The sequence below is a fragment of the Streptomyces sp. NPDC047072 genome, assembly GCF_040643855.1.
Lineage (GTDB): Bacteria > Actinomycetota > Actinomycetes > Streptomycetales > Streptomycetaceae > Streptomyces.
The window spans coordinates 22,669-45,583 of sequence record NZ_JBEYVC010000075.1; the positions used below are offsets into that span (position 1 = coordinate 22,669).

33 protein-coding genes and 1 pseudogene are annotated in these 22,915 nt (G+C 71.1%); 3 read left to right on the plus strand and 31 right to left on the minus strand.

The annotated features are described in order from the left end of the window. Window positions 1-72 precede the first annotated feature (72 nt). The 4 genes from ABZ896_RS28245 to mobF all read right to left on the minus strand — a co-directional run bounded on the left by ABZ896_RS28245 (window position 73) and on the right by mobF (window position 5,217). Complete coding sequence (locus ABZ896_RS28245) at window positions 73-1,473, minus strand: replication-relaxation family protein (protein WP_360934976.1); 1,401 nt, start codon at window positions 1,471-1,473, stop codon at window positions 73-75. Window positions 1,474-2,084: 611 nt separating this feature from the next. Further along, on the minus strand, window positions 2,085-2,513 hold the full coding sequence (locus ABZ896_RS28250; protein WP_360934979.1) for a hypothetical protein: 429 nt from the start codon (window positions 2,511-2,513) through the stop codon (window positions 2,085-2,087). A gap of 626 nt (window positions 2,514-3,139) precedes the next feature. Then, window positions 3,140-3,337 carry a hypothetical protein gene (locus tag ABZ896_RS28255; RefSeq protein ID WP_360934982.1) on the minus strand — a complete coding sequence of 66 codons (198 nt, stop codon included), beginning with the start codon at window positions 3,335-3,337 and terminating at the stop codon, window positions 3,140-3,142. Window positions 3,338-3,474: 137 nt separating this feature from the next. After that, complete coding sequence (gene mobF, locus ABZ896_RS28260; RefSeq protein WP_360934985.1) at window positions 3,475-5,217, minus strand: MobF family relaxase; 1,743 nt, start codon at window positions 5,215-5,217, stop codon at window positions 3,475-3,477. 564 nt (window positions 5,218-5,781) lie between these two features. Between mobF and ABZ896_RS28265 the strand changes: the two genes are divergently transcribed. Together ABZ896_RS28265 and ABZ896_RS28270 are read left to right on the plus strand one after the other, a co-directional pair. Then, window positions 5,782-6,516, plus strand: a complete 735-nt coding sequence (locus ABZ896_RS28265) for a ParA family protein (protein ID WP_360934988.1) — start codon at window positions 5,782-5,784, stop codon at window positions 6,514-6,516. Continuing rightward, window positions 6,516-7,613 carry a ParB/RepB/Spo0J family partition protein gene (locus ABZ896_RS28270; RefSeq protein WP_360934991.1) on the plus strand — a complete coding sequence of 366 codons (1,098 nt, stop codon included), beginning with the start codon at window positions 6,516-6,518 and terminating at the stop codon, window positions 7,611-7,613. Before ABZ896_RS28265 ends, ABZ896_RS28270 begins: the two co-directional genes overlap by 1 nt. Before the next feature lie 88 nt (window positions 7,614-7,701). On the opposite strand, the gene ABZ896_RS28275 is transcribed toward ABZ896_RS28270, so the two are convergent. The 22 genes from ABZ896_RS28275 to ABZ896_RS28380 form a co-directional block, all read right to left on the minus strand. Beyond that, a complete protein-coding gene (locus ABZ896_RS28275; RefSeq protein ID WP_360934994.1) occupies window positions 7,702-8,232 on the minus strand; it encodes a hypothetical protein in 531 nt (176 codons plus the stop codon). After that, window positions 8,226-8,918 (minus strand): hypothetical protein, encoded by a 693-nt coding sequence (locus ABZ896_RS28280; protein WP_360934997.1) that lies wholly within the window; start codon window positions 8,916-8,918, stop codon window positions 8,226-8,228. The genes ABZ896_RS28275 and ABZ896_RS28280 overlap by 7 nt, the downstream gene beginning before the upstream one ends. Then, window positions 8,915-9,373 (minus strand): RNase adapter RapZ, encoded by a 459-nt coding sequence (locus ABZ896_RS28285; RefSeq protein WP_360935000.1) that lies wholly within the window; start codon window positions 9,371-9,373, stop codon window positions 8,915-8,917. Before ABZ896_RS28285 ends, ABZ896_RS28280 begins: the two co-directional genes overlap by 4 nt. A gap of 121 nt (window positions 9,374-9,494) precedes the next feature. Further along, window positions 9,495-9,731: a hypothetical protein gene (locus tag ABZ896_RS28290; protein WP_360935003.1), complete on the minus strand. Its 237-nt coding sequence runs from the start codon at window positions 9,729-9,731 to the stop codon at window positions 9,495-9,497. A 79-nt stretch (window positions 9,732-9,810) separates the two neighbouring features. Then, window positions 9,811-9,987, minus strand: coding sequence for a hypothetical protein (locus ABZ896_RS28295; protein WP_360935006.1), 177 nt, complete (start codon window positions 9,985-9,987; stop codon window positions 9,811-9,813). Continuing rightward, window positions 9,984-10,454, minus strand: a complete 471-nt coding sequence (locus ABZ896_RS28300; protein ID WP_360935009.1) for a hypothetical protein — start codon at window positions 10,452-10,454, stop codon at window positions 9,984-9,986. The genes ABZ896_RS28295 and ABZ896_RS28300 overlap by 4 nt, the downstream gene beginning before the upstream one ends. After that, the gene (locus ABZ896_RS28305; protein ID WP_360935012.1) at window positions 10,454-11,356 is read right to left on the minus strand and encodes a hypothetical protein; all 903 of its coding nucleotides are present in this window, start codon (window positions 11,354-11,356) and stop codon (window positions 10,454-10,456) included. Before ABZ896_RS28305 ends, ABZ896_RS28300 begins: the two co-directional genes overlap by 1 nt. A 10-nt stretch (window positions 11,357-11,366) precedes the next feature. Continuing rightward, window positions 11,367-11,546 (minus strand): hypothetical protein, encoded by a 180-nt coding sequence (locus ABZ896_RS28310; protein WP_360935015.1) that lies wholly within the window; start codon window positions 11,544-11,546, stop codon window positions 11,367-11,369. A gap of 20 nt (window positions 11,547-11,566) precedes the next feature. Next, the gene (locus ABZ896_RS28315; RefSeq protein ID WP_360935017.1) at window positions 11,567-11,857 is read right to left on the minus strand and encodes a hypothetical protein; all 291 of its coding nucleotides are present in this window, start codon (window positions 11,855-11,857) and stop codon (window positions 11,567-11,569) included. Continuing rightward, entirely contained in the window at window positions 11,854-12,381 is a 528-nt protein-coding gene (locus tag ABZ896_RS28320; protein WP_360935020.1) for a hypothetical protein, read from the minus strand. The genes ABZ896_RS28315 and ABZ896_RS28320 overlap by 4 nt, the downstream gene beginning before the upstream one ends. Before the next feature lie 92 nt (window positions 12,382-12,473). After that, window positions 12,474-12,776 (minus strand): hypothetical protein, encoded by a 303-nt coding sequence (locus ABZ896_RS28325; protein WP_360935071.1) that lies wholly within the window; start codon window positions 12,774-12,776, stop codon window positions 12,474-12,476. A gap of 95 nt (window positions 12,777-12,871) precedes the next feature. Then, on the minus strand, window positions 12,872-13,186 hold the full coding sequence (locus ABZ896_RS28330) for a hypothetical protein (RefSeq protein WP_360935023.1): 315 nt from the start codon (window positions 13,184-13,186) through the stop codon (window positions 12,872-12,874). Window positions 13,187-13,196: 10 nt separating this feature from the next. Further along, window positions 13,197-13,397: a hypothetical protein gene (locus ABZ896_RS28335; RefSeq protein WP_360935026.1), complete on the minus strand. Its 201-nt coding sequence runs from the start codon at window positions 13,395-13,397 to the stop codon at window positions 13,197-13,199. After that, complete coding sequence (locus ABZ896_RS28340; RefSeq protein ID WP_360935029.1) at window positions 13,394-13,885, minus strand: ATP-binding protein; 492 nt, start codon at window positions 13,883-13,885, stop codon at window positions 13,394-13,396. Before ABZ896_RS28340 ends, ABZ896_RS28335 begins: the two co-directional genes overlap by 4 nt. A 75-nt stretch (window positions 13,886-13,960) precedes the next feature. Beyond that, window positions 13,961-14,128 (minus strand): pRL2-8, encoded by a 168-nt coding sequence (locus ABZ896_RS28345; protein WP_360935032.1) that lies wholly within the window; start codon window positions 14,126-14,128, stop codon window positions 13,961-13,963. A gap of 1 nt (window position 14,129) precedes the next feature. After that, window positions 14,130-14,483 (minus strand): hypothetical protein, encoded by a 354-nt coding sequence (locus ABZ896_RS28350; RefSeq protein WP_360935035.1) that lies wholly within the window; start codon window positions 14,481-14,483, stop codon window positions 14,130-14,132. Continuing rightward, entirely contained in the window at window positions 14,480-14,944 is a 465-nt protein-coding gene (locus tag ABZ896_RS28355) for a Pycsar system effector family protein (RefSeq protein ID WP_360935038.1), read from the minus strand. Before ABZ896_RS28355 ends, ABZ896_RS28350 begins: the two co-directional genes overlap by 4 nt. 134 nt (window positions 14,945-15,078) lie before the next feature. Beyond that, window positions 15,079-15,570 (minus strand): hypothetical protein, encoded by a 492-nt coding sequence (locus ABZ896_RS28360; RefSeq protein ID WP_360935041.1) that lies wholly within the window; start codon window positions 15,568-15,570, stop codon window positions 15,079-15,081. Between the two features lie 97 nt (window positions 15,571-15,667). Beyond that, window positions 15,668-15,955, minus strand: coding sequence for a hypothetical protein (locus tag ABZ896_RS28365; RefSeq protein ID WP_360935044.1), 288 nt, complete (start codon window positions 15,953-15,955; stop codon window positions 15,668-15,670). Continuing rightward, the gene (locus ABZ896_RS28370) at window positions 15,952-16,518 is read right to left on the minus strand and encodes a hypothetical protein (protein ID WP_360935047.1); all 567 of its coding nucleotides are present in this window, start codon (window positions 16,516-16,518) and stop codon (window positions 15,952-15,954) included. Before ABZ896_RS28370 ends, ABZ896_RS28365 begins: the two co-directional genes overlap by 4 nt. 23 nt (window positions 16,519-16,541) lie before the next feature. Beyond that, window positions 16,542-17,006: an RRQRL motif-containing zinc-binding protein gene (locus tag ABZ896_RS28375; RefSeq protein ID WP_360935050.1), complete on the minus strand. Its 465-nt coding sequence runs from the start codon at window positions 17,004-17,006 to the stop codon at window positions 16,542-16,544. Window positions 17,007-17,261: 255 nt separating this feature from the next. Further along, window positions 17,262-18,023, minus strand: a complete 762-nt coding sequence (locus ABZ896_RS28380) for a hypothetical protein (protein WP_360935053.1) — start codon at window positions 18,021-18,023, stop codon at window positions 17,262-17,264. Between the two features lie 93 nt (window positions 18,024-18,116). Between ABZ896_RS28380 and ABZ896_RS28385 the strand changes: the two genes are divergently transcribed. Continuing rightward, window positions 18,117-18,335 (plus strand): hypothetical protein, encoded by a 219-nt coding sequence (locus ABZ896_RS28385; RefSeq protein ID WP_360935056.1) that lies wholly within the window; start codon window positions 18,117-18,119, stop codon window positions 18,333-18,335. A gap of 81 nt (window positions 18,336-18,416) precedes the next feature. On the opposite strand, the gene ABZ896_RS28390 is transcribed toward ABZ896_RS28385, so the two are convergent. From ABZ896_RS28390 to ABZ896_RS28410, 5 genes and pseudogenes are all read right to left on the minus strand, one after another. Continuing rightward, complete coding sequence (locus ABZ896_RS28390; protein WP_360935059.1) at window positions 18,417-18,950, minus strand: hypothetical protein; 534 nt, start codon at window positions 18,948-18,950, stop codon at window positions 18,417-18,419. Between the two features lie 114 nt (window positions 18,951-19,064). Next, window positions 19,065-19,259, minus strand: a complete 195-nt coding sequence (locus ABZ896_RS28395) for a hypothetical protein (RefSeq protein ID WP_360935062.1) — start codon at window positions 19,257-19,259, stop codon at window positions 19,065-19,067. Between the two features lie 39 nt (window positions 19,260-19,298). Then, entirely contained in the window at window positions 19,299-21,599 is a 2,301-nt protein-coding gene (locus ABZ896_RS28400) for a winged helix-turn-helix domain-containing protein (protein ID WP_360935065.1), read from the minus strand. An 88-nt stretch (window positions 21,600-21,687) separates the two neighbouring features. After that, window positions 21,688-22,122, minus strand: a complete 435-nt coding sequence (locus ABZ896_RS28405) for a conjugal transfer protein TraB (protein ID WP_360935068.1) — start codon at window positions 22,120-22,122, stop codon at window positions 21,688-21,690. 14 nt (window positions 22,123-22,136) lie between these two features. After that, a pseudogene (locus ABZ896_RS28410) lies at window positions 22,137-22,915 on the minus strand (hypothetical protein); the annotation flags it as partial.

The window sequence follows — 22,915 nt, forward strand, 5'->3', positions numbered from 1 at the left end:
CGCCACCGACAACGCGGTTCTTCCACCGGCACCGTGGGCTGGCCCGCGCCGCCGGTGGAAGAACCGGCCGGGTCAGGTGCGCCAGCGTCCGAGCCAGCCGCCGGCCTTCCGCGCGGCCTGCTCGGCTTCCGCCTCCTGGCGGAGGCGCTCCTGCTCCTGGCGCTCGCGTTCGTCTGCCTTGGCCTGCCGCTCGGCTGCGACGGCCCGGCTCTGGCAGTCCTCGCACAGATGCGGGTGGGACTCACGCGGCTGCCCCCAGTCCCGTAGGGCGACCGCTGTGCATCGGTCGTCGCTGAACTTGTTGCCGCAGTCCGCGCACACAGGACGCCGGGCTTCCCGTTCCGCGGCTTCCTGCGCCTCGCGCCGACGTCGCTCTTCCCGAGCGGCTCGGTGGTGGCGGGCGAGGGCGGCGTCCCTGCGAGGGTTGCCGATCGCGTCCAGCAGCGGCTCGCGGTGGTCACGGCCGAACCGCCAGAACGCGGGCCCGGCCGGACCGTGCTCGCGCAGCAGCTCCAGCGTGGTCGCCACGATCGGGATGCGGCCCTCGTACGAGCGGAAGCCGTCCTCACGGTCCCATCGGCCCTGCCAGTGCGGCCGGGTGAGGTCAGCGACGTGTGCCATCTGGCTCTTGGCGGAGCGCTTGCCGAACTGGTGGAAGACGAGCAGCACCGGCGGGTGCGCACGCTCATCTCCCGCCCCCGCACGTGGTGCTGACCAGCGGGTGCGCCACATCGCCTTCTCGATGCCGTCGGTGTCCTTCTCCTTCCGCTGGAAGAACCTCATGTACTTGTCGAACTTCGAGGCGATGATGACCGCTTCCTCGGTGCAGTTGTCGACCTCTATGAACAGCAGCGGCACACCGGCCCCCGGCGCGGTCACGACGACGTCGGCGCGGACGCTGCCGATCGCGGGGTTCTTCCAGGTGCCTTTCACCGGGAGCGCGACCTCGGTGGCGTAGGAGGTGATGGTGCCGATCCCGTCGGGTGCGTCGACGGCGGCCTGCGCGGCGGCGACCGCTTCGGCCGGCTCTTTCGCGACCAGGTCGAGGTCGGGCTTCGGGCGGATCAGCGCGATGACCGTCTCGTTCACCGTCATGGAGTGCGAGGCGCCGGAGCGGCCCGCGCTCTTGGGCATGCCTCCCATCTCTTCCGGCGCGCGGTCCAGGTCGATCGCGGCGGCAGCCAGCCCGGCCGGTGTGAGCAGCCGGGACTCCTCACCGCGCCGCGTGCGGCCGCCGTCGACGGCCAGGCCGTGGCGCCGCAGATCGTTCGCCGCGGCCCGGTGGGAGGCGGTCCTGGCTTCCTTCTGCTTGGCCGCCGTCGGCTTGTCCGTGTGCCGGTACGTCAGGTGCGGCAAGGACAGCCGCTGGATCTGGTCGGCCGTGGCGACCTTGAGCACCCCGAGGACGCGCAGCACATCCGCGCGCAGGTCGTTGCTCGATCCCGCCTCGTTCTCCTTGCGCTTGCCCGCCATCAGACTCGCCCTCCCGCCGTACGCGTCCGGTCACCGGCCGGGCGCCGGCCCCCGGCCGCAGAGGGCGCCGGGCCCCCGGACCCGATGATCTGCTCTCTCACCGTCATTCCATTCAGGTATTTAGAGAGATAAGAGGGTTGTGACGATCCGGAATCGTCCCGGAAAGCCGTGATGACCTGGGCAAATGCAGGGTGGGCGGGTGTCGGGCACGGAAGTGGCATCGGCAGTGGGACCACAAGTGCCCGCGGCAGGAGCTCGCCGGGGCTTGTCCAGCACCCGGAACGGTGCGCGCGACCGGGCCGGACGGCGAGGCCTGGGCGGTCGGCGGTACTCCCCGGTCCCGGACGTGCACGGCAGCGGGAGCGGGGGGCGGGGGTGGGCGCGGTCGGCGTGGGCACGGTGTCCTCGCGTTTCTCCGGCATCAGGGCCGGGGCGGGCGGCTGTTGGTCCGTCCCGCACGCATCGGGCGCGTGCGGGACGGGTGCCACCCTGCGGGATCACCCCTTGTCCGCGACCTGATCACTCCGGCCCGCGGTGTCCGTTTTGACCCTTGACCGCCCCTTGACCGGACGGTTCGTCCGTGGCCGACGCCACACTGCCGGACGCGGAGTTCAGCGGGCGGGGCGGGTGCTGGAGACCGAGGCGCCGCGCCGCCAGTCCGAGGGCTTGCGGGAGCGGAACGTCTCGCCGCTCTCGATCCTGGCCTTGTTCCGCGCGAACTCCCGCTCCGCCGCCGACGCCTGGCGGGGCGCGCAGCCGGGGTGTCCCCAGTTTTCCCCCACCTTCGTGATGACCGTGCCCTTGTCGTAGTCCTTGAGGCAGGCCGGGCAGGTGCCGGGGTAGGCGGCCCGGACCGAGCCGCGCGGCGGAGGCACCGGCTTCTTCGCCGCGGTCTTCTTCGTGGCCGGCTTCCCGCCGCCCGCCTTCGTCTTCGCCGACTGCGCTCGCTTGAACGCCTCGATCTCTGCCTTGCCGGGCCTCTTCTTCGGCTGCTGCCCGCGTGCCGCCTTGGCGGCCTTCTGCGCCGGGGTCTGTCCCACGGACGGAGCATAGAACCACCGCGCCGTGTACGGCCGGTGCCACGCGCTGGACACCCGAGCCCACAGGGCACCGCGCGCACCGGGTGCGCGCGGTGCGATGAGTTGTGCACGACGCAGCGCACTTCCCCGCCTGATGGTGCGCATCCGGTGCGGTTCACTCCCGCACCCGGTGCGCATCGTGGTGCGGGAGTGAACCGCACCCGCACCGATTCACTCAGCGTGAAGGGCACCAAGAGCGGGTGCGGGAGGGAGAGTGCTCCCCTCGGTGCACAGCATCGCGCACGCATAAAGGGAGGATCCGGTCAATAGCGAACCGTGGCCCGGGGAAAAGGGCGCGGTTGCAGAACTCGACAAGGGTTGATTTTCAAGGCGCCAAGGGGTCTGCGGATGGTGCGGCACACCTCGACAAGGGGTGCCGCACCAGCCGCACCATCCCTGCGCACCGTCACCGTGAGTGTGCGCATCGCGGTGCGGTGCGCATCGCCTGGGTTCACCGTGATGCGCACCGGTGTGGCAGCCGGGAGTGAACGTCATCGCACTGGTGCGCAGGATGACGTTCATCGTGGTGCGCCTCGGTGCGCGCGATGAACGTCATCGGCGGTGCGGTGCGCACCAGGTCGACCGGTTCATCCCCGGCGGCACCGGCAGTGGCGCGCGGGCTGCCACGGGGGGTTGGGCTTGCCGCCGGGGTACTGCCGCGTGGGGCGACGGCGGCGCGGCGGCTTCGGGGGCGGGTTCAGCGCCGCCCGCAGCCGGGACGCGTCGGCGAGCTCCTTCAGCCGCGCCAACTGCTCCGGCGAGGGCAGCGGGATCGGATCAACCATCGGGGCCTCCAGGCTTCGGCTGGTCTCTCCCCGTACCCTCGCCGCTCCCGGCCGGCTCCGGGACGCGTGCGCCGACCGCGTCCCGGAGGCTGATCCGGCGGCTTTGTCTCCTGTCCCGCCGGGCGGGCCCGGCCCGTTCAGCGGTCGCGGGCCGCTCCCCCGCCCTGGCCGGGCTGAGGCGTCTGGTGCTGCTGCTGGTCGCCGGGGGCAATCGCGCCGTCCGGCCGGTCTGGCTGTGGCCGGTCGGCGATGGCGCGGCGGCGGGCTTCGGCTGCCCTGGTGAAGGCGGCGAACCGGTCGAGGTTCTCCGGGGTCCGCATCCACGTCGCCGGGTCTGTTGTACGGCCCTCCAACTGCTCCGGCAGTGCGGGCTGCTGGCGGTCTTGGACGGCGGCGGCCCGCTGCTCCGGGGTGAGAGCAGAGTCACGGATCGCGTTCTGCAGGGCGAGGCTGGCGACCCGGGCCCGCTCGTACCTGGTCGACTCCCGGGGCGGCTTGTCACCGGTGCTGGCGATCCACCACCGGTGGGGCCAGGCGAAGTCGGCTGTGTAGGTGAGCTGGTCCGGTGCCGGCGTCGGACGGCCTAGCTGGGGAACGGTGAGCTGGCGCGAGTGGCGGGCGAGGGCCTGGTCGGCGATGTAGTCGTCCAGGCCGCGCGTGAACTCACGGCCGCGCAGGGTCTCCAGGAGGTGTCGGCGGGCTTCGGCCAGGACGTGACGGCGGGCGAAGGTACGGCGCACGGTGAAGACAACCGCAGCGACGTCGACGGCGGCGAGCACGGCGTCCACGTGCGGGCTCACTCGGGAGCGGATCGCCGCGCCGGCCGCCCGGCACCGCTCCAGCAGCCCGTCGACCATCTCCTTGCCGAAGCGCAGGATCGCGGATGCACGCCACCACGCGCGCAGCTGCTCCAGCGGCTTCGGGGTCTTCTTCGCGCGGCGGGTTTCCTGCGCCGCCCACCAGCCGAGTCCGTGGCGGGCGCGCTCACTGGGCAGTCGCCCGTGCTTGGCGACGTACCTGTCGGTGATGCCCTCCAGGGCCGCGTCGATCTGCTCGCGGCGGGTGGCCGACCAGTCGATGAGGACCTGGTCCACCCCGGCTATCTCCATGACCGGGCGCAGGCCCGGCGTCACTTCCCGGGGCACGGTCGCCAGACCCAGCTCCTCACACACCTCCGTCGTCATCGTGAGGGTGTACAGCGTTCCGGCCGCCACCACGTTCTGGTACAGGCGCCGGGTGTCGAGCGCGCCCCAGGTGCCGTCCGGGCGCTGCACCCGGTTCAGGATCAGGAGGTGGTCGTGCAGGAGGGGGAAGCCGTCTCGGTTGTCGAAGTGCCTCCACCTCGAGGCCACCAGAGCCGGTGCCTTCGCGCGCTGGCGGCCCGAGGACCACCGGGTCTCCGCGACCTCATCCTCCAGCCAGCGCAGCACGGCGGTGATGGCCCGCTCGTGCGCCCGCTCGATGACCCGCCGGGTGCGGTCGTCCCCCAGCGCCCACAGGACGATCAGGGACGCCTGCGGCCGGAACACCCAGTCGAGGGCGAACAGCGGGGTCAGCCCGCGCTTCTCGATCTCTTCGGGCGGCTGCCCGAGAACGGTGGCCAGCCGTGCCGTCTCCGGGTCCACTCCGTCGTCCAGGAGCTCGCACTCCATCCGGTCGGCGTCCGGGTGCCGGCCCTGCCCGTACAGCAGCTCCATCTGCCGCTGCGTCACCGTCTGTCCGGCGGCGAGCCCGAGCGCGGCCAGGCCGCGCCCCATCCACACCCCGGGCGGGAGCCCGGCCATCTTCTGGGCGTCCTTCAACGCCTGGCGGGCCGGGCGGCGACCGTCACCGAAGGCCACGCCACGTACGTAGTACCGCCAGGCGTTCCGCCTCTGCACTTTCGCAACACTGATCATGCCCGTAGGGGACACCGGCTCTGACCTGCGGAAAAGACCCGATCCCGCGGGGCGGGAGAGTTCAGCGAACCTTCACGAGCGGTCCCGTGCGACGGGCGCCGACCGCTGCCTCACGCCCGCCAGACGGGCACCGCCTTTTGACCTCAGCCCCCTACAGAGGGCCAGGCAAATGCTGCGCCGCAGCCGCCCGTCCACACCGCACCAACCACACAGACCGACAGCAGACGACTCCACCGTCAACCCGCGCACCCCCGCGTAACCCTCCGTCCGACAGCCGAAGACGAACAGCCCCGCACCACGTCACCGACTCCCTTCACCCCGCTCGTTGCGCGATGCCGCCTGGGTCTCGCTGGTGTCGTGTCTCTAAAACCGGGTTTTGGTTGCTCCCGCTTTCAGCTCGTCAGTATCTGCTCCAAAACCCGGTTCTAACGCGCCGGCCACGGCTCGCGTGCCCGAGCCGTGGCCGGTCCGTGTGCCATGCTGTGCCGGTCCGCTAGTACCGGCCATCGATGGCCGGGAAGCATACGGAACCCTGGAGTACCACTCATGGCACGGATCACCGCGCTCATCAACCGCAAGGGCGGAGTCGGCAAGTCGACTCTCACCGTGAACCTTGCGGCAATCACCTCCCACGTCTTGGGCGAGTCCCCGGACGGCGAACCCGACTACGTGGCGGCTGTCTCCGCCGACCCTCAAGGCTCCACCACATGGTGGTCCGAACGTGTCGGAGACGATCTTCCCTTCTCCTTCATCCAAACCCGCTCCCGCGCAGATCTCGCCTTCTTCCCTGAGCTGAAGAAGTCCCGCAAGGTCAAGCGCGGGTTCATTGACACCCCTGGATGGATGGACCTTCCCGAAGACGAGAAGCAGCACGCCGGTGACCCCTTCGGAGACAGCGCCGCTGCCGACGCGATGCGTGCCGTCCTGGAGGTCGCCGATGACGTCATCGTGCCCATCGAGCCCGAGCCTCTCGGCTTCATGCCTACGCGCGACACCATCGAGGAAGTCGTCAAGCCGCTCGGCAAGCAGTATTGGGTCGTCATCAACAACTGGGATCCCCGCGACGGCGACGCCGACCTCGAGCAGACGAAGAACTTCGTCCTGGGGCAGGGCTGGAACCTCGCCAAGACCGTGATCCGCCACTACAAGGTCCACACCCGGGCCGCCCTCGAAGGCCTCGTTGTCACCCAGTACAAGAAGAACCGGGTCGCGATGGAAGCCCGCGAGGACTTCTACAGGCTCGCTCTCGAGATCGGTGCAGGGAAGAAGGGCCAGATCTGATGGCGGCCTCCAAGCGCAAGGACTGGTCCGAGCTCCTGGGTGGCGGCAACAAGACCGGCACAGCGGAGACCAACGCGGCGACGGAGCCAACAGAACCGCCCGTCACCGTGCTCATGCACACCATCGTCGGTAACCCTGACAACCCACGGCCGGAAGAGGACTACAGCGACGACGACCCGGAATTCCGGGAGCTCAAGGCGTCCATGAAGGAGATCGGACAGCTCCAACCGCTCGCGGTGGTTTCCCGGTCCGTGTTCGAGCAGGCCAAGGCCGAAGCAGTCGCAAAAGCGCCCGCAAAGACCCGCAAGCTGCTTCGGGAGGCGGAGTGGGTCGTCGTCACCGGCAACCGGCGCCTTGCCGCCGCCCGGCAACTCGGGTGGACCCGGATCGACATTCGTGTCCAGGACCAGCTCGGTGACGAGGACGGCCGCATCGACGAGGCTGTCATGATCGAGAACATCCACCGGAAGAACTTGGCCCCCATCAAGGAGGCCGAGTACCTGGCCGGGATGGTGAAGCGGCACGGCAGCCAGGAGAAGGTGGCCGAACGCATCGGGAAGTCGCAGATGTTCGTCTCCCAACGGTTGGCTCTGCTGAACCTGGCGCCGGATCTGCGGGAGGAAGTCGACGCCGGAACACTGAAGATCAAGGAGGCCCGGCAGGTTGCCCGGTCCTCAAACCACACGGAGCAGCGCACCCGTGTCGCCGAGATCAAGGCAAAAGCCGCCGAGCCAAGGCCCGCGGCTGGGCGTGAGCTGGCATCGGTTCAAAACCCGGTTTTGAGGCCAGCCGCGGAGCAGGGGGTTGCGGCCGAAGCAGCACCGGCTCAAAACCCGGTTTTGAACGGCTCCTTGCCGAGTCCTCGGTTGGATGGTCTCGCCGACACTGAAGTCCCTAAGGACGACGACGGCCGCTCGGTGCGCCAACTGCCGTACGACGACCCGGTACACATCGCAATGCACCTGCACACGAAAATGGAGCTGCCCGCTTTCGTCGAAGGCGCCCGCACGTGGCTGCGGATCCTGCGCGAGCAGCACCCGGACGCGTACGGCACGCTGCTCCAGGAGCTGAACCAGCAAGAGCAGCAGCCTGCCTGAGTCCCCAGGGCCCTGAAACGCAAGAAGGCCCGTACCCCCGCAGCGCTTCGCGGGGAGTACGGGCCTTCTGCATGCTCAGCCGTGTGCGTCAGGGTGCCCAGACGGCGGGCGCCCCTTGGTCGGGGTTGGGGAGACCCGTGGCGGTTGCCGGGGCGGCGGGGTGCCGCATGGCGGTGACCGGGACCGCGCCGGGCTCGGTGGGCGGTGACCAGATCAGGCGCCAGGTGTCTTCCCACTCGCAGCCGCACGGGTGGTCCGGGTGCGGGTGCCGTAAGAAGACTGCGTGCGTGTGAACTGCCCGTGGGATGCGGTGGATGAGCACCGCGGGGTCGTCGCCGGGGTAGAGGTGAAGGTTGCGCCAGCCGTGGACTCGGTCCATGAACGCGGCGGCGGCCTCGATGAGGTCTGCCCACCGGTGGTGCCCGAGGACGACGAACCGGTCCGGGTACAGGGCGTCGTCGTTCGGCGCTCCGATGCCGGCGACGTACAGCCCGCTGTAGGCGATGAACCCGTTGTCGGTCGCGTCTTCGCTGCTGGGGGTCCAGATGCCTTCGGTGGGGACGGTCGTGCCGTCGTCGGCTTCGCTGGTCTCGATTGCGTACAGGGCCGTCGTCACCATGGGGAGCTCACGTCCTCGAGGAGGGCCGCCAGAAGTTTGCAGGCGTCGTCCTCGTGCGGGTCGCGGTAGGAGGTGTGGTCGCTGACGTGGAATCCGGTGTCCTTCGCGGTGACCGTGTACCCGGGCATGACGGTGGCCGCCCTGCCCTCCAGCAGGGTGTTGAGGCGGTCCGCGTCGCGGGAGGCGAGCCAGGTCTGGGTGTACGGGCCCATGCGGAGCAGGATGCGGCCGGAGTTGTCCGTCCGGCGGGCTTCGACGTGGACGGCGTAGTGCGCGGGCCGCATGCCGACGTCGTCGGGGATGTCGAGGCCGGCCGCGGCGTGGGTGAGCGGGGTGAGGGCCGGGTGCCACAGTCCGAGGATCTTGTCCGTCTCGCAGCGCAGCCAGCCCCTGCCGGTGTAGCCGAGCTGGTGGCCGTGGAGGTAGGCCGACGCGTGCGGGGTGTCGGGGTGGACCAGGGAGACGGCGATCAGGTCGGGCCCGTGATCGTCGCCCAGGCGAGGGTGGGCCCTTTCGACGAACGGGCCGACGCGTACGGCGATGTCCCGGTAGAGGCCGGGCGTCCACGTCTCCATGTCGCGCAGTGCGGCGAGCAGCTCGCGGAACTGGTCGACGGCGGCCTGGTCCTCGGGGCTGAGAGCCCCGGGCGCGTTGCCGCAGCGGCGGAAGAGGGAGGGGCGCTTCATCGGGTCGGCTCCTGCTCGGGGGTGGTGTGGGCGGGGCTGGTGGGAGGCGTTTTCAGCACACGCGGAAGGTGGACGTGGAGGTGTTCGACTTCGACCTGGCGGCCGCGGTCGCGGAGTGCGCGGGCCAGCAGTTCGGTGAGGCCGCTTGCACGGTGCCGGCCTCCTGCACAGCCGATCGCGATGCGGCTCGGACCGGCGGGGAGGGCGGCGTAGTCGGCGAGGTTGTCGAGGAGGTCGCGGGCGCCGGGGGTGTCGAGGACGACGGCCTGGACGCGCGGGTCGAGGCCGTCCAGGTCGAGGATGTCGCGGGCGGCGGCCGGGTCGCGGAGCCGGTCGCGGACGTCCTCGATGCGGTCGGCCTTCGGCGGGACGGGGCGGCCTTCGGTGTCGCGGGGAAGGTGGAGGAATCCGAACGAGGTGAGGGTGATGACGCGTTCGGTGTCGGGTTCGGGCACGTGGAGCTCCCCTTCGGGGTGGTGGAGGTCGGGGCAGGGTGGTGCTGTGGGGCGGCCGGAGTCGGTGTCGTCGGCCGCCCCACAGGCATGAGGGGCGATCCCGGCCGGGCCGGGCGCGGGGTCAGCGCGTGGCGAGGGCGGCGCGGTGCTCCTGGCGGTGCTCGGTGGCCGCGGGCTCGGCGAGCTGCTTGACGTGGTGGGGCTGGTCGACGTCGCCGTGCTCGGAGCAGACGACGGCGAACTGCGTGCGGCCGGGGCATCCGGACTCGGGGTCGCGGGGCTTCCCGGACGGCTTCACCGAGTGCTCGCAGGCGCTGTTGTCGGCGTGGCGCGGTTCGACTTGGACGGTGATGCGCATGGACGGGGTCTCCTTGTTGCAGACGAGAGAGCGCCGCGCCCGGCTGGTGAGGCGGGCGCGGCGCTCGTTGAGGGGAGGGTCAGGGAGTGTCGGTGACCACGAGGAACTGGTCGTTATTGAGGTCCATCACGACGCGGGCGTCGACGCCCTGGTCGCGCTGGCCGGCGGCGAACTCTTCCGCCGGCCACGAGCCGCGGGGAGCTCCGGCGGGGAACCGCTCGAGGACGGTGCGCTGCGCGGTGTTCGTGTCTGTCATCCGTCGCCGCCGTTCACGCGCTCGTGGTTCTCGATCAGCGTGCCGATCGCGTCCGGGTCTTTCGCCGTGCCGACCCAATGGCCGGCCGCGGTGAAGACCGGGACGGCCTCGGTGTCGGCGTCGAACACCACGACGTAGTCGCCGTACCTGTCGAGGACCATCTCCTGCAGGGCCCGCGCCGGTGCGGGCGCCAGGACCTCCAGGTCGTCGACGGCGAGCCGGGCGGGCTGAGCCGGATCGTCGAACTGGGTGAGGAACCCGGAGACGTGCAGCAGGTCGCCGTCCTGGATGTCGGTGAGCAGGGCGTACGCGATCCGGGGGTCGCTGGTGGTGCAGGACCAGACCACGTCGTCCGCGGCGTCATCGGTGGGGGAGACGACCATCTGGAAGCGGGCTGTGCCCGGGCCGTCGCCGGGCGCGGGGACGGTGTAGAGGAAGCCGTCGATGGTGAGCGGCTTGGTGTCCATCAGCTCGCCTCCGCCAGGGCGGTGGTGCGGTGGGCGGCGTCGTAGGCGTCCACCACCGACTTCCGGATCACCCCGGCGTCGGCGACCTGGTGGCCGTTGGCGCGCGCCCAGGTCCGGATGGCGGCCAGCTGCTCCTTGCTGCGCTTGCCGTTGGGCGCGGGGGCGGCGGTCACGGCGGTGGTGACCTGGCCGTCGGACGTGGCCTGGTCCTCGGTGGCGGTGCGGCCGCCGCCGGACTTCACCTGGCGCAGCTGTGCCTGAGCGGCCTCCAGTTCGGCCTTGGCCCTGGCGACCCGTTCCTCTGCCTCCCGCTGTGCTGCGTCGGCGGTACGACGTTCGGTCAGCTCGGTGAGGTCGCTGCGGACGCGGGCGGCCCGGTTGCGGATGGCGGCGGCCGGGTGGTTCTCCGCCCACACCAGCAGGGCCTCGGTCTGGTCGGCGTCCATCGTGCTGTCGGGCACCGTGGCCGGGGCCGTCTCCGGGGCGTCGGCGCTGTCCTCGGTGTCCGCGTCGTCGGCGGGCAGGCCGGTGGTCTGGACGGCTTCGGCGATCTTGGCGTGCTGGACGGCGTCGGCGAGCTCGCTCTCCGACAGGCCGAGGGTGTCGCGGACGTGCTCGGGGCTGTCGCCGTTGTTCAGCATGGAGACGGCGGTGGCGGTGAAGGCGTTGGCGGTCATCTGGGCTCCGGTCATCGGGGTGTCGGCGGTGGGGAGGTGGGGGAGCAGGGTGACAAGGTCGTCCTCGGTGCAGGGCAGTCCGAGCGCGCCCAGGAGGTCGGCGAGGTCGTCCTTGTCGCGGGCGTGGTGGGCGACCACCAGGGAGGCGGCGGCGCTCTGGCCGCTGCCGAGCGGGGTGAGTTCGAGGGCCTCGGCTTCGAGGGCCTCTTTCTGGTCGGTGAACATGGCCGGCCTCCTACGCCGCGCTCGTGCGGGGCTTGCGCAGGGCGAGCGCCAGGAGCTCGCGGTTGTGCTCCTGCTGGGCGGGGGTGATCGGCCGGGGCTTCGCCGTGCCGGGCTGCCGCCAGTTCGGGTGCGCGGGCGGCTCGGGGTAGACGAGGGCCTGGTCGACGTCGTGGTGTGGGGTACTGCTCATGGATGTCCTCCAGGTGGAGGTCAGGAGTGGTCGCCTTGGCCCTTGGACTTGGGCTTCGGCGTGAGGTCGGAGGCGAACCGCCCGCGGCGGGCCTCAACGGGGTTGGCGGTGATCCAGTCCTCAGCGCACGCCTTGTGCACGGGCTCGCCGGAGTGGGAGCGCATGGGCGTGGGCTGGCCGCACAGCGTGCAGGCGAGGTCCTGCCAGCGGTCGAAGTGCTGACCGTCACGCCAGACGAGAAGCTCACCGGGAGCCGGGATCAAGCCCGGCAGGAACGGCGGCGTCTCCTTCTTGCGTCCCGTGCGGGTCACGGCCGGAAGCGGGGCAGTTGCTGGAACACCTGCATCACCAGTTCCTCCGACGGCTTCCAGGCCGGAAGCGCGCCCGTGGCGGGCACGGGCAGGGCGAGCTCCTGGACGTCGGCGAAGACCAGGTGCTGCACGCCGCGTTCCGCCCAGGGGCTGGTGCACTTCTCGGGTCCCTGGTCGGGGTGGCAGTCGATGAGGCGGGCGACGGCGATGACCGCCCCGAGGTGCAGTTCGCGGCCCCGGATCGCGGTGGCGACCAGCGGGTCGCGCAGCGCGGGCTTCTCCAGCTTCTGCCCGGCGTGGATCATCATCCAGCCTCGCCACGGCCAGTTCACGGGCCTGTTCTCCGGGTTCTTCCCGGCGAGGATGCAGGCCGTGTAGGGCTGGCGGATCGTGATGCCGCGGATCCAGTCGCCCTCGGGCAGATCACCGACGGCCGGGCTCGTGCCGGTCAACGGCACGGCGGCGGTAGTCAGTAGGGGTGCGCGATGCCCATTCGGGGCCTGTCCGCGCAGGACGGAGTCCATACTTGGGATCTCCCTCTCGTCTCGTACGGGTTGGGTAGGCCCGGGACAGGCGAACTGGTTTGGACGCCTTGAGCGCCTGTCCCGGGGCGTAGCTACAGGTCGAAGTCGCTGACGCGGAGCCAGCTGTACGGGTCGTCCCAGCGGCCGGCCATCGCGGAGAGCCAGTCGGGCTCCCAGCCGGGCCGGTAGCCGCTCGCTCCCCAGCCGTCCGGCCGCTTGCCGGGGATCTCGAGTCCGGCCTCCTGTGCGGCGCGCGCCGCGTCGTAGACCTCGTGCGCGATCCGTACGGCGGCGCTGCGGCTGTCGGCGGGTCCGGCGAAGATGTGCACGCCGGTCAGGCCGGGCTGGGTGGTGCTGCTGATCGGGACGTCCACCTCGTAGTAGGGCAGGCCCATGACGTCCATCTCCCTTCGTGGTTGAGGGGCCACTGCGACCGCCCCGGCCCCAGCGGTGGCCGGGGTCGGGGCGGCACAGAGTGCGCTCAACGGGGTCAGCGGGTGGTTTCGATGGCGTACCGCAGATGCGTGCGCGCCCTCGCCAGCCGGTCGCGCTGGTCGCTCCCGGTGAGAGTCAGAGCTTCGGTGAGGTGGCCGACCGCGTAGTCCAGTTCCTCGCCGGCGCGCTGCAGGTGGTCACGGTTCGCGGCGCCGAAGGTGTGCATGGCGCGTTCCACGAGGTCGATGAAGCTGGTCGCGGTGATACCGACCGGCGGTTCCTCACCGACGATCGCGGCGAGATCCGCAGTGAAGCAGACGCTCAGCGCGGCGAACGTGTCGTGCGCGGTGGGCTGGGCTGGAGCGGTCACAAGGGCCTCCTCAGTGGTCGAGCCGGATGGTGATGGGCCGCCGGGGATCCCCGGCGGCCGTGTGGACGGTGCTGCGGTGTGCGGCGAGGCCGGCCCCGCCGCCCTGGATGGGCAGGTGGCAGTCCGGGCAGCCGTGCCACCACTCGTCACCGTTCGGAAGGTCGGCCGGGGTGAGCGGGTGAGGGTGTGGACCGGGCGCCGCCCGACTCACCGGCCGGCTCCCGCCGTAGCGAGCTCGGAGGCCAGGTGAACGGTGCCGAAGCCTTCGGTGAGCAGCTGCTCGCGGGTGGGTGTCAGGTCGTGGAGCTCGCGGACGACGTGCACCGGGACGACCCGGTCGCGGGAGGCGTTCTGTGCCTCAACCGTGGCGAGCGGAACGTCGAACAGGACGGCAGCGGTGGGGCGTTGCCAGTAGCGGGCCCGGGCCAGCAGTCCGGCTCTCACGTGCGCCATGACATTCGTGCTGTCGATGATCGTGCGGAGGTTGCGGGCGAGCCGCGCGTCCAGGAGCAGGTTTTGGATCTCGGCGGCGACTGGGGTTGCGGTCTGGTCCGCCTCCGAGTCGGTCGCGGCCAGGCGGTAGAGATCGAGGCAGATGCGCCAGCTGGCGGGGTACCGGGCGGCGAAGGTCGACTTGCCGCAGCCGGGCGGGCCGACCAGGGCGCACATGGTGCCGGCGGGCAGGGTCAGCAGTTGCATCGGGTCCTTCCGTTGAAGGAGCGCCGGGCCGTGCGGTGGCCCCGGCAGAGGTGGGCAGGAAGCGGGCGGGGACCGTCAGCGGACGATCATGTGGTGGGGGTGGCCGTTGACCATGTGGTCCACGCAGGCCGGGCAGTCCTCACGCGGACCGAGTCCCGCGTGCGCCTGACGGCTGGCGTACGCGTGGTACCAGCACTGGGTGCACTGACCTCGAGGCGGGTTCGTCGCCTTCTCGTTCGCCATCTCAGTGACCTCCTTGCGGGTGAAGGGACTGGGCAGCCCAGATCAGACGCATCCCGACGTTGTCGGTGATCAGGGCGGCGGCCTCGTACAGCGGGCAGGAAGCGTCGCCGTCGCGGTCGGGCTCGATCTGCTCAGCGCGGCGTGCGGCAACGGTGAGCAACTGCGCTACGGCAGCCATGAACCCGCCGGGCGGGTCGGTGTCCTCGATGAGCTCGCGCAGGATCGAGGCGAGCACCTCTTGGTCGACGTCGTCGGCCTTGAGATCGTCCTCGATCTGCTGGAGGGCGAGCTGGGCGATACCGGCCGACGCGCGGACGCGCTCCAGACGCGTGCGGGCCGCCCTGGCCGTCGTCACAGCGCAGCGCCGGCGGCGGCCAGCGCGAGCAGGGCCACGGCGGCGAGCGACAGATCGACCGCGCGCCGCAGGTGTGTGAACTTCCGTACGGCGAGGATGGACAAGACCCGGATGCGCGAAGCGCGGGTGTCGCCGTCCATGCAGGCGTGGATCTCGGTTTCGTCCACGCGCGCCCAGTAGGGGAAGGACGCCTTGTCGTCGCCGCGTAAGCGGGGCCTGACGACCAGGAGAAGCAACACGGCGGCGGCGCCCAGGGCGAAGACGGCGAGCGCGCCGAAGATCTTCGTCACTGGCGGCAGGTCCTTGTCTGCGACGGAGGCGAGGCCAGCGAGGACCGCTCCGTTGAAGGCCAGCAGTAAGGACGCCTTGCCGTCCGTGCGTCCTATCTCGCTGGCGACGGCAGCGCAGGCGGTGTCCAGGTTCTGGTCGATGGTGGAGGCGGGGACCGTGGAGGTCGTCATGAGCGGGTGTTCTCCTTGCCGGGATGACCCAGGCGGCCCGCACACCGCGCGGGCCGCCTGGGTCGGTTTGGGTACGTCGGTGGTTCAGAAGGGGGCGGCGTGCGGCGGGATCCGCCCGCCGCCCCGTTGCGCTGTCACGGCCGGGCGTCGCCCCAGGCGCGCAGGCGGGGCCTGCTGCCGCAGTCGGGCCGGTCGCTGTTGTGCGGGAAGCGGCCGCCGGTGGCGCGCAGGTCGTTGAGGACGTCGAGTAAGTCCCACTCGCCGTCCAGGGCGGTGTCGATGTAGCCGTTTCCGCAGGTGCAGGGCGCGATGAGGGTGAGGACGTCGCGCTCCTGGTCGCCGTCGACGGTGTGGTGCAGCCACCAGCCGCCGTCCAGGTAGGCGACGGCGCACGACTCCAGCGCGGCCCCCGGCAGGGCGGGCCGACCGGACCAGTCGTCGTCGTCCACGGCCTTGCCGAAGGTGTCGGGGTAGCGGTTCCAGACGTGGTCCAGGGCGGCCGTCTTGGCGTCCTCTCGCTGTTCGTCCTCACCCTGCACACCGATCTCAAGGGCGATGTCGAAGAGCAGGGCGAACGGCGAGTCCGCGCCGGCCGCGACGGTGGAAGAGGTCATGGTCTCGGTCACGTGCAGCTCCATCAGGGTTCGGGAGCGACCGGGCTGTCCGGTCCTCCGCACAGCCCCGGCCAGCGCTGTCAGCTGGTCGGGGCGGCACGGGGATCCGTCAGAACGGGGGTTCGTCCGGCCAGGGGTCCCGGACCGGAAGGAGCCGGAGGGAGAACTGGCGGCGCTCTGCCCAGCACCAGCAGGCCTCCATGTCCGGGTACGGCCCGCTGGTCCACCAGCCGCCGGCGCCGTGGCAGTCGGGGCAGTTCGGCCGGGGACGCGGCTCCAGCCAGATCCCGTGCCGGGAGCACGTCATCTGCCAGTGGCCGGCCTTGAGGACAACGGCGGCCGCCGTGGCCGTGAGCGGTACGGCGGCCGCGAGCAGCAGAGCGGTTCGGGTGCTCACCGCGTGCGGGTCCGGGGCGGGTGCGGCAGGAGCAGGAACTGGGTGCCCGTGCCGCTGGCGGTGGGCTGGGCGGTCAGGAAGTCGGGCTCATCCTGTGCGAGCCGGAGCATCCTCACCTTGATGAAGTCCGCCGGGCGCTGGAGGTCGACGCGATCCGCGTGGAAGTCGCTGAGGTGGACGTGTTGGCGGCTGGTGGTGCCGTGCTTGCGCATGCCCGCCAGCCGGGCTCGCACGATCTTCGCGGCCTGGTCGTCGTCGGGCGCGGTCGGGATGCCCCGGTCCAGCGCACGGCAGTTGGCCGCGTGCGTGTTGGCGAGGTCGGCGGCCTCCTGCTCGGTCAGTCGGGTGCGGCTGGTGCTGCTGGCCGCGCGGTAGGTGCAGCCGAGGCAGGCGGCGGCGAAGTACGACATCCCTCGGTCGCCATCGGCGGTGTAGACGAGGACGATCGCGCCTTCCCGTTCTCCGACGGCGCCGCGGTAGCGCTGGACGACGGTCGTACCGTCCGGCGTCCACATCGCGGTGTCCAGTACGGCGGGGCGGCGGGTGAACAGCGTGCTGAGCATGGGTGACTCTCCTTCGAGGTTGGTCAGGCGGCGAGTTGAGGGGAGGACGAAGCCGCGGGAGCGGCGTAGCTGGTGGGGTCCACCGGCGTGCCCTCGTGACACTCCAGGCAGCACCCGAGCCGCTTCGAGAGACAGCTGTAAAAGCGCCTCCCGCACTGGCCACAGGTCTGGCGAGCAGCCATCGCCCGGTCGAGCGCCCATTCCTGAGCGAGCGTCGGGATGCGCTTGGGCTTCGCCAGGTCGACTCGGAGCAGGAAGCCCCGGGTGGGGTGGTTGCAGGACAGCCACGGCCGGTAGGAGCACCACTTGCAGCGCAGGATCGCCACCGCGCCCTTGTTGCCGCCGGGGCTGAGGCCCATGTCCCGTAACTGGCGGCGGGTGACCAGGCCCGGAGGGACCGCGCCGCGGTCGTACTCGGGCAGCAGTGCCTCGCTGCGCGATACCCGCTTCGACTCGCTGCGGCGGCGCTTCTTCCGGGGGCGGGGCATCACTGCCTCCAGGCGCCGGGCAGCCGGACGGGGCGCTGCGGGTAGCGCAGGCCGGGCCGGTGGGGGCGAGGCCGGCCGATCCGGCGGCGCGGTCTGGGGATGAGCACGAGCGGTTCCTCCAGATGTCGGTGGACAGCAAGCACCGCGCCCGCCGACGGCGTTGGTCGGCGGGCGCGGTGCGAGGCGGCCGGTCGGCCTGTCCGGTCCTCGCCCACCCCGGTCGGGTGGGCGAGGACCAGGCGGAGCGACCGGAGGTCAGTTCCGGAAGGGGCAGCCGTTGTCGGCGGGCGCGGCCGGCACCGGCACCGGCACCGGGACGTGGATCTCGGGCTTGACGGTGACCTTGGCCGGGCGCCCGGCGCGGACGCGGCGGCGCAGGGTCAGGCCGCGCATCGCGATGGCGGACAGGAACGTCCAGGCGAGGACGGCGAGCGCGGCTGCGACGGGTCGGCTGGTGGCGGGGGTGGCCGTCCAGACCATGAACACGGTGGCCGCGCCGTGTGCGGTCCACATCGCGCGCACTCCGTTGTTCTTGGAGAGGCAGCCGAGGACCAGGCCGACGATGCCGGTGAGCAGCCACAGCGTGTAGACGGTGGAGGCCGCGACGGGCAGGCCGGCTGCATGCTGCGCGATGTACGTGCGGACCGGCTGGTCGACGACGGCGAACACGCCGTTGGATGTGTCGACGCCGACCTGCACCTTGGGCACGGCGGTGAGCAGTTGGTGCAGCGCCTCGAGGACGACCTCGCCGGCGGCCCGGGCCAGCAGCACGACGAAGGAGATCCCGGCGACGGCGAGGACGGTGCGCAGCCAGGGGGCCATGTACCGGAAGCCGTCCTCGGGCGCGCTGAGGATGTCCTCCCACATGGTGTTCAGGACGCCGTCCTCTTCCCACGCCTTCGTCCACCAGGTGCGCAGTGCGGCGAACCGCGGCTCCTTGGCGGGGGTCTTCGGGTAGAGCACCGGGAGGTAGGCGAGCTCCTGGCGGTCCTGGCCGGTGTTGTTGTTGGACGGCACGGGGCAACTCCTTGTTGTCGATGCGGTGTTCACGGAGCGTGCGAGTGGGCCAAGCTGTGATCGACGGCCCGGAAGCGAAGGGAGGCGGCTGCGATGGGGTGGTTCACCCGCGATGAGCCGGAAGAAGTCGTCTTCGATGAGGTCGTGGACACGGACGGGCAGATCTGGCCCGCGTACACGGACGACGACGGTGTGCTGTGGATCGACGTGGACTACGACGTCGAGGTGGTCATCAACGGCGCGATCGTGGACGGGCAGATCCGGGGTGCCGAGGTCGACGACCATGGGCGGATCTGGATCGACTACGAGTGACCGTGAGGCCGGACGGCCTGTCCCGCACCCGAAGCCCCAGCCCGCGGGCGAGGTGTCGGATACGAGGCAGGGTGCCCGGGTTCAGCGGACGTCGTTGCGGGTGCGGGAGAACATGCCCCGCTGGTGGCTGGTGTTGTTGATCTGCGTGTTCTGCACGACCGAGCCCTCGTAGACGTTCGTCGTGCTGCTGCTCTTCGCCTTGGCGATGGCAGTGCCAGCCGCGGTGAGCACCATCGCCGCACCGGCGAACGGGGCGATCACGATGAGCGCGAAGTGGCTGAGAGCGGGAACGCTGACGAGGGCCAGGCCCTTGAACAGCAGCCAGGCCGCGCAGCCGAGACCGGTGGCCCCGGCGCCGACGCCGATGGAGGCGACCGCCAGGCCTGCCGCCCACGGGGGCACGACCCGCTTGTCGTCCTGCCACACGGGCGGGGCGTCGCCGTGGGTGGGTGTCGGGCTCTCGTCGCGGAAGGACGTCGGGAAGTGCCGGACCGGCTCGGACTCGGTGCTGCTCGCCATCTGGTCGGGCCCGAAGCTCTTTTCGAAGATCTGCCGGGCTGCGACTGCGGCTTCGGCTTCGGACATCGGGCGGCCGGCGGTGGGGTTGAAGTTCACGGTGTTCTCCGTTTCACGGTGTTGGGACGGGTGCGCCCTCCCCGCCGTGGTGGCGGGGAGGGCGCAAGGGGCGGGGAGGGGTGCTGCGGTCGTGTCCGTGACCTCGGGACGGGGTCAGAAGGAGATGGAGCTGATCCACCCGGCGACGGAGGTGATCGCGTCGCGGATGCCCGGGGCGATGCCGGTGGAGGCGAGGCTGAACCCGAACAGGGCGACCGTGAGGGTCGGCCAGAGCCGGAGGTAGCCGCTGCGCCACAGGACGACGACGATGATGCCGGTGAGCAGGACAAGGGAGAGCGACACGGCCATGGTGATCGGTTTCCTTCGTGAACTGGGTTCGGTTGGTGGTCAGTTGTCGCGCTGCCAGACGCCGCGCTTGACCGGCTTGGCCAGGCCCTTCGCCTTGAGCTGGGTGCAGGCGTTGCTGACGCTGGAGGGCTGGAAGCCGGGCAGGGCCTCGCGCAGGTCCTTGAGGCTCATGGGCCCGTCGGCGAGCAGCGTGTAGATCTGGTCCTGCAGGCCGGGCTCCTCGCCGGGTTCCGCTTCCGCGCCGAACGGCGCTCCGAACGGGGCGTCGAACAGTGCGGCCGCCTCGCCGCCGCCGTCATCGTCGCCGTCCGTGTCGGACTGCTCGGACTGGGCGCTGGCGCCAGCGCTCTTCTTCGCGCCGCCGAACGCCTGGGCGAGGGTGTCGCAGTCGGCGAACGGGTTGCTGTGCCGGAGGGTGTAGAGCTCGGCAGCGCCGGCTGCGACCTTGGCCTCGCCGTCGGTGAGGCCGGTGACCGGGTCCTCGCCGTACAGCTCGATCAGGTCGGGGTAGACGCCGTCGACCTTCTGGGCGAAGAAGGTGCGCATGAACTTGGCCCGGCCGTCGAGGAACATGTACGCCATGCCGGCGGTGGACTCGCCGTCCTCGTCGTCCTTGCCGCTGAACAGCGCCTCGATCTGCCCGTTCTCGTAGATCCGGGCGGGGATGTTCTCCATCTGGAAGCCGGTCGGGGCGATGCCGTCCAGACCCATCTCCTTGGTGGAGGACGATGCGGTGCGCATGAGGAACAGCGCGCCGACCTTGCCCTGCTGGCGGATCGCGTCGTCGTCGCCCAGGTCCTTGAGGTGCAGGGACTGGACGGCGAGCCGGATGCCGATGCCGACCTTGCGGCCGGTCTTCTGGATGTCGGCGATCAGGTAGGCCGCCAGCTTCCGCATGTCCTCGTCGGGGTGCGAGAGCAGGCGGTTGATCTCATCGAGCGTGATGTTGATGAGCGGCCACGGCTTGCCCAGGGCGAAGTCACCGCGGCCCATCTCGTTGGAGATCCGCTCGCGGTACTTCATGACCGCGTGCGCCACGGTCAGCATGATCAGCGTTTCCACCGGGCCCTTGGCGAACCAGTCGACCCGGCCCTCCGCCTCCGGCAGGGACATGCCGCCCTGGACGTCGCCGACCCAGGAGACGACGCCGGAGCGCTTCTCTGCGGCGAGGATCAGGTTCTGCAGCACGGACTTGCCCGCGCCGGTGACGCCGGCGGTGATGCCGCGCAGGGCGCCCTGGCTGGGGTCCCACAGCCGCATCCGGGCGGGCTTGCCGTCGTGGCAGATGCCGATGGTGATGCGGCCCTTGGAGTCCATCGTCAGGTCTTCGACGGTGGCCTTGCGGACCTTCATCAGCGGGTTGGTCTTGTAGACGGAGACAACACCCATGCGAATTCCATCCGTTTCGATCACTAGGCGGGAGGGGTCGTCGATGCCGAAGGCGGAGCAGATCGCCGTGTGCGGCAGGCGGATCTCCTTGCCCGCGGGGGAGGCGACCAGGAGCACGATCCGGTGGGCTTCGGCCCGGTAGTCGACCAGCTGCACGCCGGGTGCGGCGCCGCCGGGCCTGCACACGGCCGTCTCCCACAGTCCGCGCAGCCCCTCCGCGGCCCGTTCGGTGTCCTCGGTGGTGGGGCGGGCGACCACCCTCATGCGGCCGGGCCCGGACCCCTGGACGGGGCGCAGGGCGACGGTTCCGAGGGGGAAGTCGAACGCGGCGGCGAGCTGCGTCTCGGTGTAGTTGGGGACGGCCTTCCCGGCCTGGGCGACGATGACGGCCTCGAAGTCGGGCCGGTCGGCGCGGTACGGCTGGACGCTGACCAGGCGGGTTTCGCCGCCGGTGGCGTGCGCCCACTTCGCGGCGAGGAACTCTTCGTACGTCACCGGCTCGCGCGGGCCGCCGTCGGCGAGCTGCTCCTGGTGCTCGGTGAGCTCGAGGACCAAGCCCGCGCTGCGGGTGAGCGGGGCCATCCATCCCATCAGGCCCGCCCAGGCGGCCGGGGCGAGGACCTCCCACCAGTTGAAGCCGGGGGTGATCAGGTTCGCCAGGTAGGTGCCGGCGGCGGTCAGGAACGGGATGGAGCGCTGCGCGCGGGTGATGACGTCCAGGCCCTGGTCGGGGTCCTTGGTCTTCGCGTACAGCCAGGCGATGGTGCCGGCCGCGAGTCCGCCGCTGGCGAGGTAGGACAGCACGGAGTCGTCCAGCTGCGGGCCGACGGCGATTCCGGCGGCCGCGAGGGCGTAGGAGGTGCGTTCGGCCAGGACGCGCCGGTAGATGACGTGGCCCGGGACGCTCTTGGGTGTGTCGGCGGCCGGCGCCGCCTGGTCGATGGTGCTCAACACTGCCTCCGTTCATGGGGCGGAATGGGGGAGGGGCCGCGCTCGCCGGGTGGCGGGCGCGGCCCCTCGGTGGGGTGGTGGGGGTTGTTCAGCGGCGGCGGCCGGTGCGCCGGTAGTAGCCGGGCTTGGCCTGCTTGACGCCGGAGCCGTTGGACGCCTCGTAGCCGGGGCGGTACTCCCGGTCGTGCGCGGAGTTGAAGCCGCGGGCGTTGGTGTCGACGGCGTCGGCGGCGTTCACCATCTCGCCGGACGCCTCCGCCACTCCGGTGAGTTGAGTGGAGAGGTCCATGATCATGGAGGTGAACCGGGCCTCGACTTCGGCCTGGTCGTTCATCTCCGACAGGCGGCTGGCCGCGTTGGCGTTGGCCTGCATGTGCGAGCGGAGCAGGTGCATGCCCTCCTTGAGGAAGAGGGCGGAGGCCGCGAGCCTGATGGTCCGGCCGGCCAGGGCGAGGAAGCCGTTGCCGCTGCTGGCACCGCCTCCGCTGTTCATGCCCGGGACGGCGGGGAGGTTGTCGCTCACGTGCTGATCTCCTCTCAGTTCTCGTTGTGGATACGGGCGGCGGGCACGGCCAGGCCCGCGTCCTCGGTGGCCTGCTGCAGCGGGCGGTAGGCGTCGAACATGGCGTTCTCCACCGTCTCGGAAACCTCCGCCGCCGCCAGCGACTTCACCGACATCTCGTCGGCCTTGCGGGCCAGCAGCTCCATGGACTCCGCCAGCAGCGCCATCGCGGCACCGGTCAGACGGCCGATGACGTTGTGCGTCGAGCGCAGGTCCGCGGCGAGTTCGTCCAGCTCGTACCGGATCTCTCGCGCCTTGCGGGACAGCTTCTTGCACGTCTCGTGCGCCTTGAACGACTGCTTGGTGAGCTCCTCGAGGACGTCGAGCGTGTCGTCGAGGGTGACCTCGGTCTCGTGCTGCGCGTCCATGTCCGCGATGCCGCCGCTGCCCCACCGCTGGATCCAGGCATCACGCTCCGGGCTCGCCGCTACGAGGCCGCCGGTCTTGGACGCGTCACCCACACTGTTCTCCTTCGTACTCGAGGTGCCGGCGGGCGTGCCCGACCCGGGGGAGTCGGCCCGCTCGACTGTGATCTCACCGGCCTCGCCGGGGACCGCCGTGGCCATGCCCATCGCCTCGAACGGCGACACGCGGGGCTCGCCGGTACCCGGCACCGTGCCCGGTGCGGTGGCTGCGGCCGTGGCGCCTCCGCCGGTGGCCGCGCCGGTCCAGATCCCCGGACGCACCGGCCCCGGCTCCACCCAGCCCAACCGGCCCGTCCCGCCGGTCGAGCCCCATGAACCCGCCGTGTCCG

Coding starts and splice junctions, on each gene's coding strand:
- ABZ896_RS28290 (WP_360935003.1), bottom strand. CDS start 9,731: ATGCGCATCACCGTCCAAGTCGAACCGCGCCACGCCGACAACAGCGCC.
- ABZ896_RS28300 (WP_360935009.1), bottom strand. CDS start 10,454: ATGGACACCAAGCCGCTCACCATCGACGGCTTCCTCTACACCGTCCCC.
- ABZ896_RS28255 (WP_360934982.1), bottom strand. CDS start 3,337: ATGGTTGATCCGATCCCGCTGCCCTCGCCGGAGCAGTTGGCGCGGCTG.
- ABZ896_RS28245 (WP_360934976.1), bottom strand. CDS start 1,473: ATGGCGGGCAAGCGCAAGGAGAACGAGGCGGGATCGAGCAACGACCTG.
- ABZ896_RS28395 (WP_360935062.1), bottom strand. CDS start 19,259: ATGGCCGTGTCGCTCTCCCTTGTCCTGCTCACCGGCATCATCGTCGTC.
- ABZ896_RS28325 (WP_360935071.1), bottom strand. CDS start 12,776: ATGGGCCTGCCCTACTACGAGGTGGACGTCCCGATCAGCAGCACCACC.
- ABZ896_RS28270 (WP_360934991.1), top strand. CDS start 6,516: ATGGCGGCCTCCAAGCGCAAGGACTGGTCCGAGCTCCTGGGTGGCGGC.
- ABZ896_RS28385 (WP_360935056.1), top strand. CDS start 18,117: ATGGGGTGGTTCACCCGCGATGAGCCGGAAGAAGTCGTCTTCGATGAG.
- ABZ896_RS28340 (WP_360935029.1), bottom strand. CDS start 13,885: ATGCAACTGCTGACCCTGCCCGCCGGCACCATGTGCGCCCTGGTCGGC.
- ABZ896_RS28355 (WP_360935038.1), bottom strand. CDS start 14,944: ATGACGACCTCCACGGTCCCCGCCTCCACCATCGACCAGAACCTGGAC.
- ABZ896_RS28370 (WP_360935047.1), bottom strand. CDS start 16,518: ATGCTCAGCACGCTGTTCACCCGCCGCCCCGCCGTACTGGACACCGCG.
- ABZ896_RS28345 (WP_360935032.1), bottom strand. CDS start 14,128: ATGGCGAACGAGAAGGCGACGAACCCGCCTCGAGGTCAGTGCACCCAG.
- ABZ896_RS28265 (WP_360934988.1), top strand. CDS start 5,782: ATGGCACGGATCACCGCGCTCATCAACCGCAAGGGCGGAGTCGGCAAG.
- ABZ896_RS28280 (WP_360934997.1), bottom strand. CDS start 8,918: ATGAAGCGCCCCTCCCTCTTCCGCCGCTGCGGCAACGCGCCCGGGGCT.
- ABZ896_RS28320 (WP_360935020.1), bottom strand. CDS start 12,381: ATGGACTCCGTCCTGCGCGGACAGGCCCCGAATGGGCATCGCGCACCC.
- ABZ896_RS28310 (WP_360935015.1), bottom strand. CDS start 11,546: ATGAGCAGTACCCCACACCACGACGTCGACCAGGCCCTCGTCTACCCC.
- ABZ896_RS28305 (WP_360935012.1), bottom strand. CDS start 11,356: ATGTTCACCGACCAGAAAGAGGCCCTCGAAGCCGAGGCCCTCGAACTC.
- ABZ896_RS28275 (WP_360934994.1), bottom strand. CDS start 8,232: ATGGTGACGACGGCCCTGTACGCAATCGAGACCAGCGAAGCCGACGAC.
- ABZ896_RS28295 (WP_360935006.1), bottom strand. CDS start 9,987: ATGACAGACACGAACACCGCGCAGCGCACCGTCCTCGAGCGGTTCCCC.
- ABZ896_RS28375 (WP_360935050.1), bottom strand. CDS start 17,006: ATGCCCCGCCCCCGGAAGAAGCGCCGCCGCAGCGAGTCGAAGCGGGTA.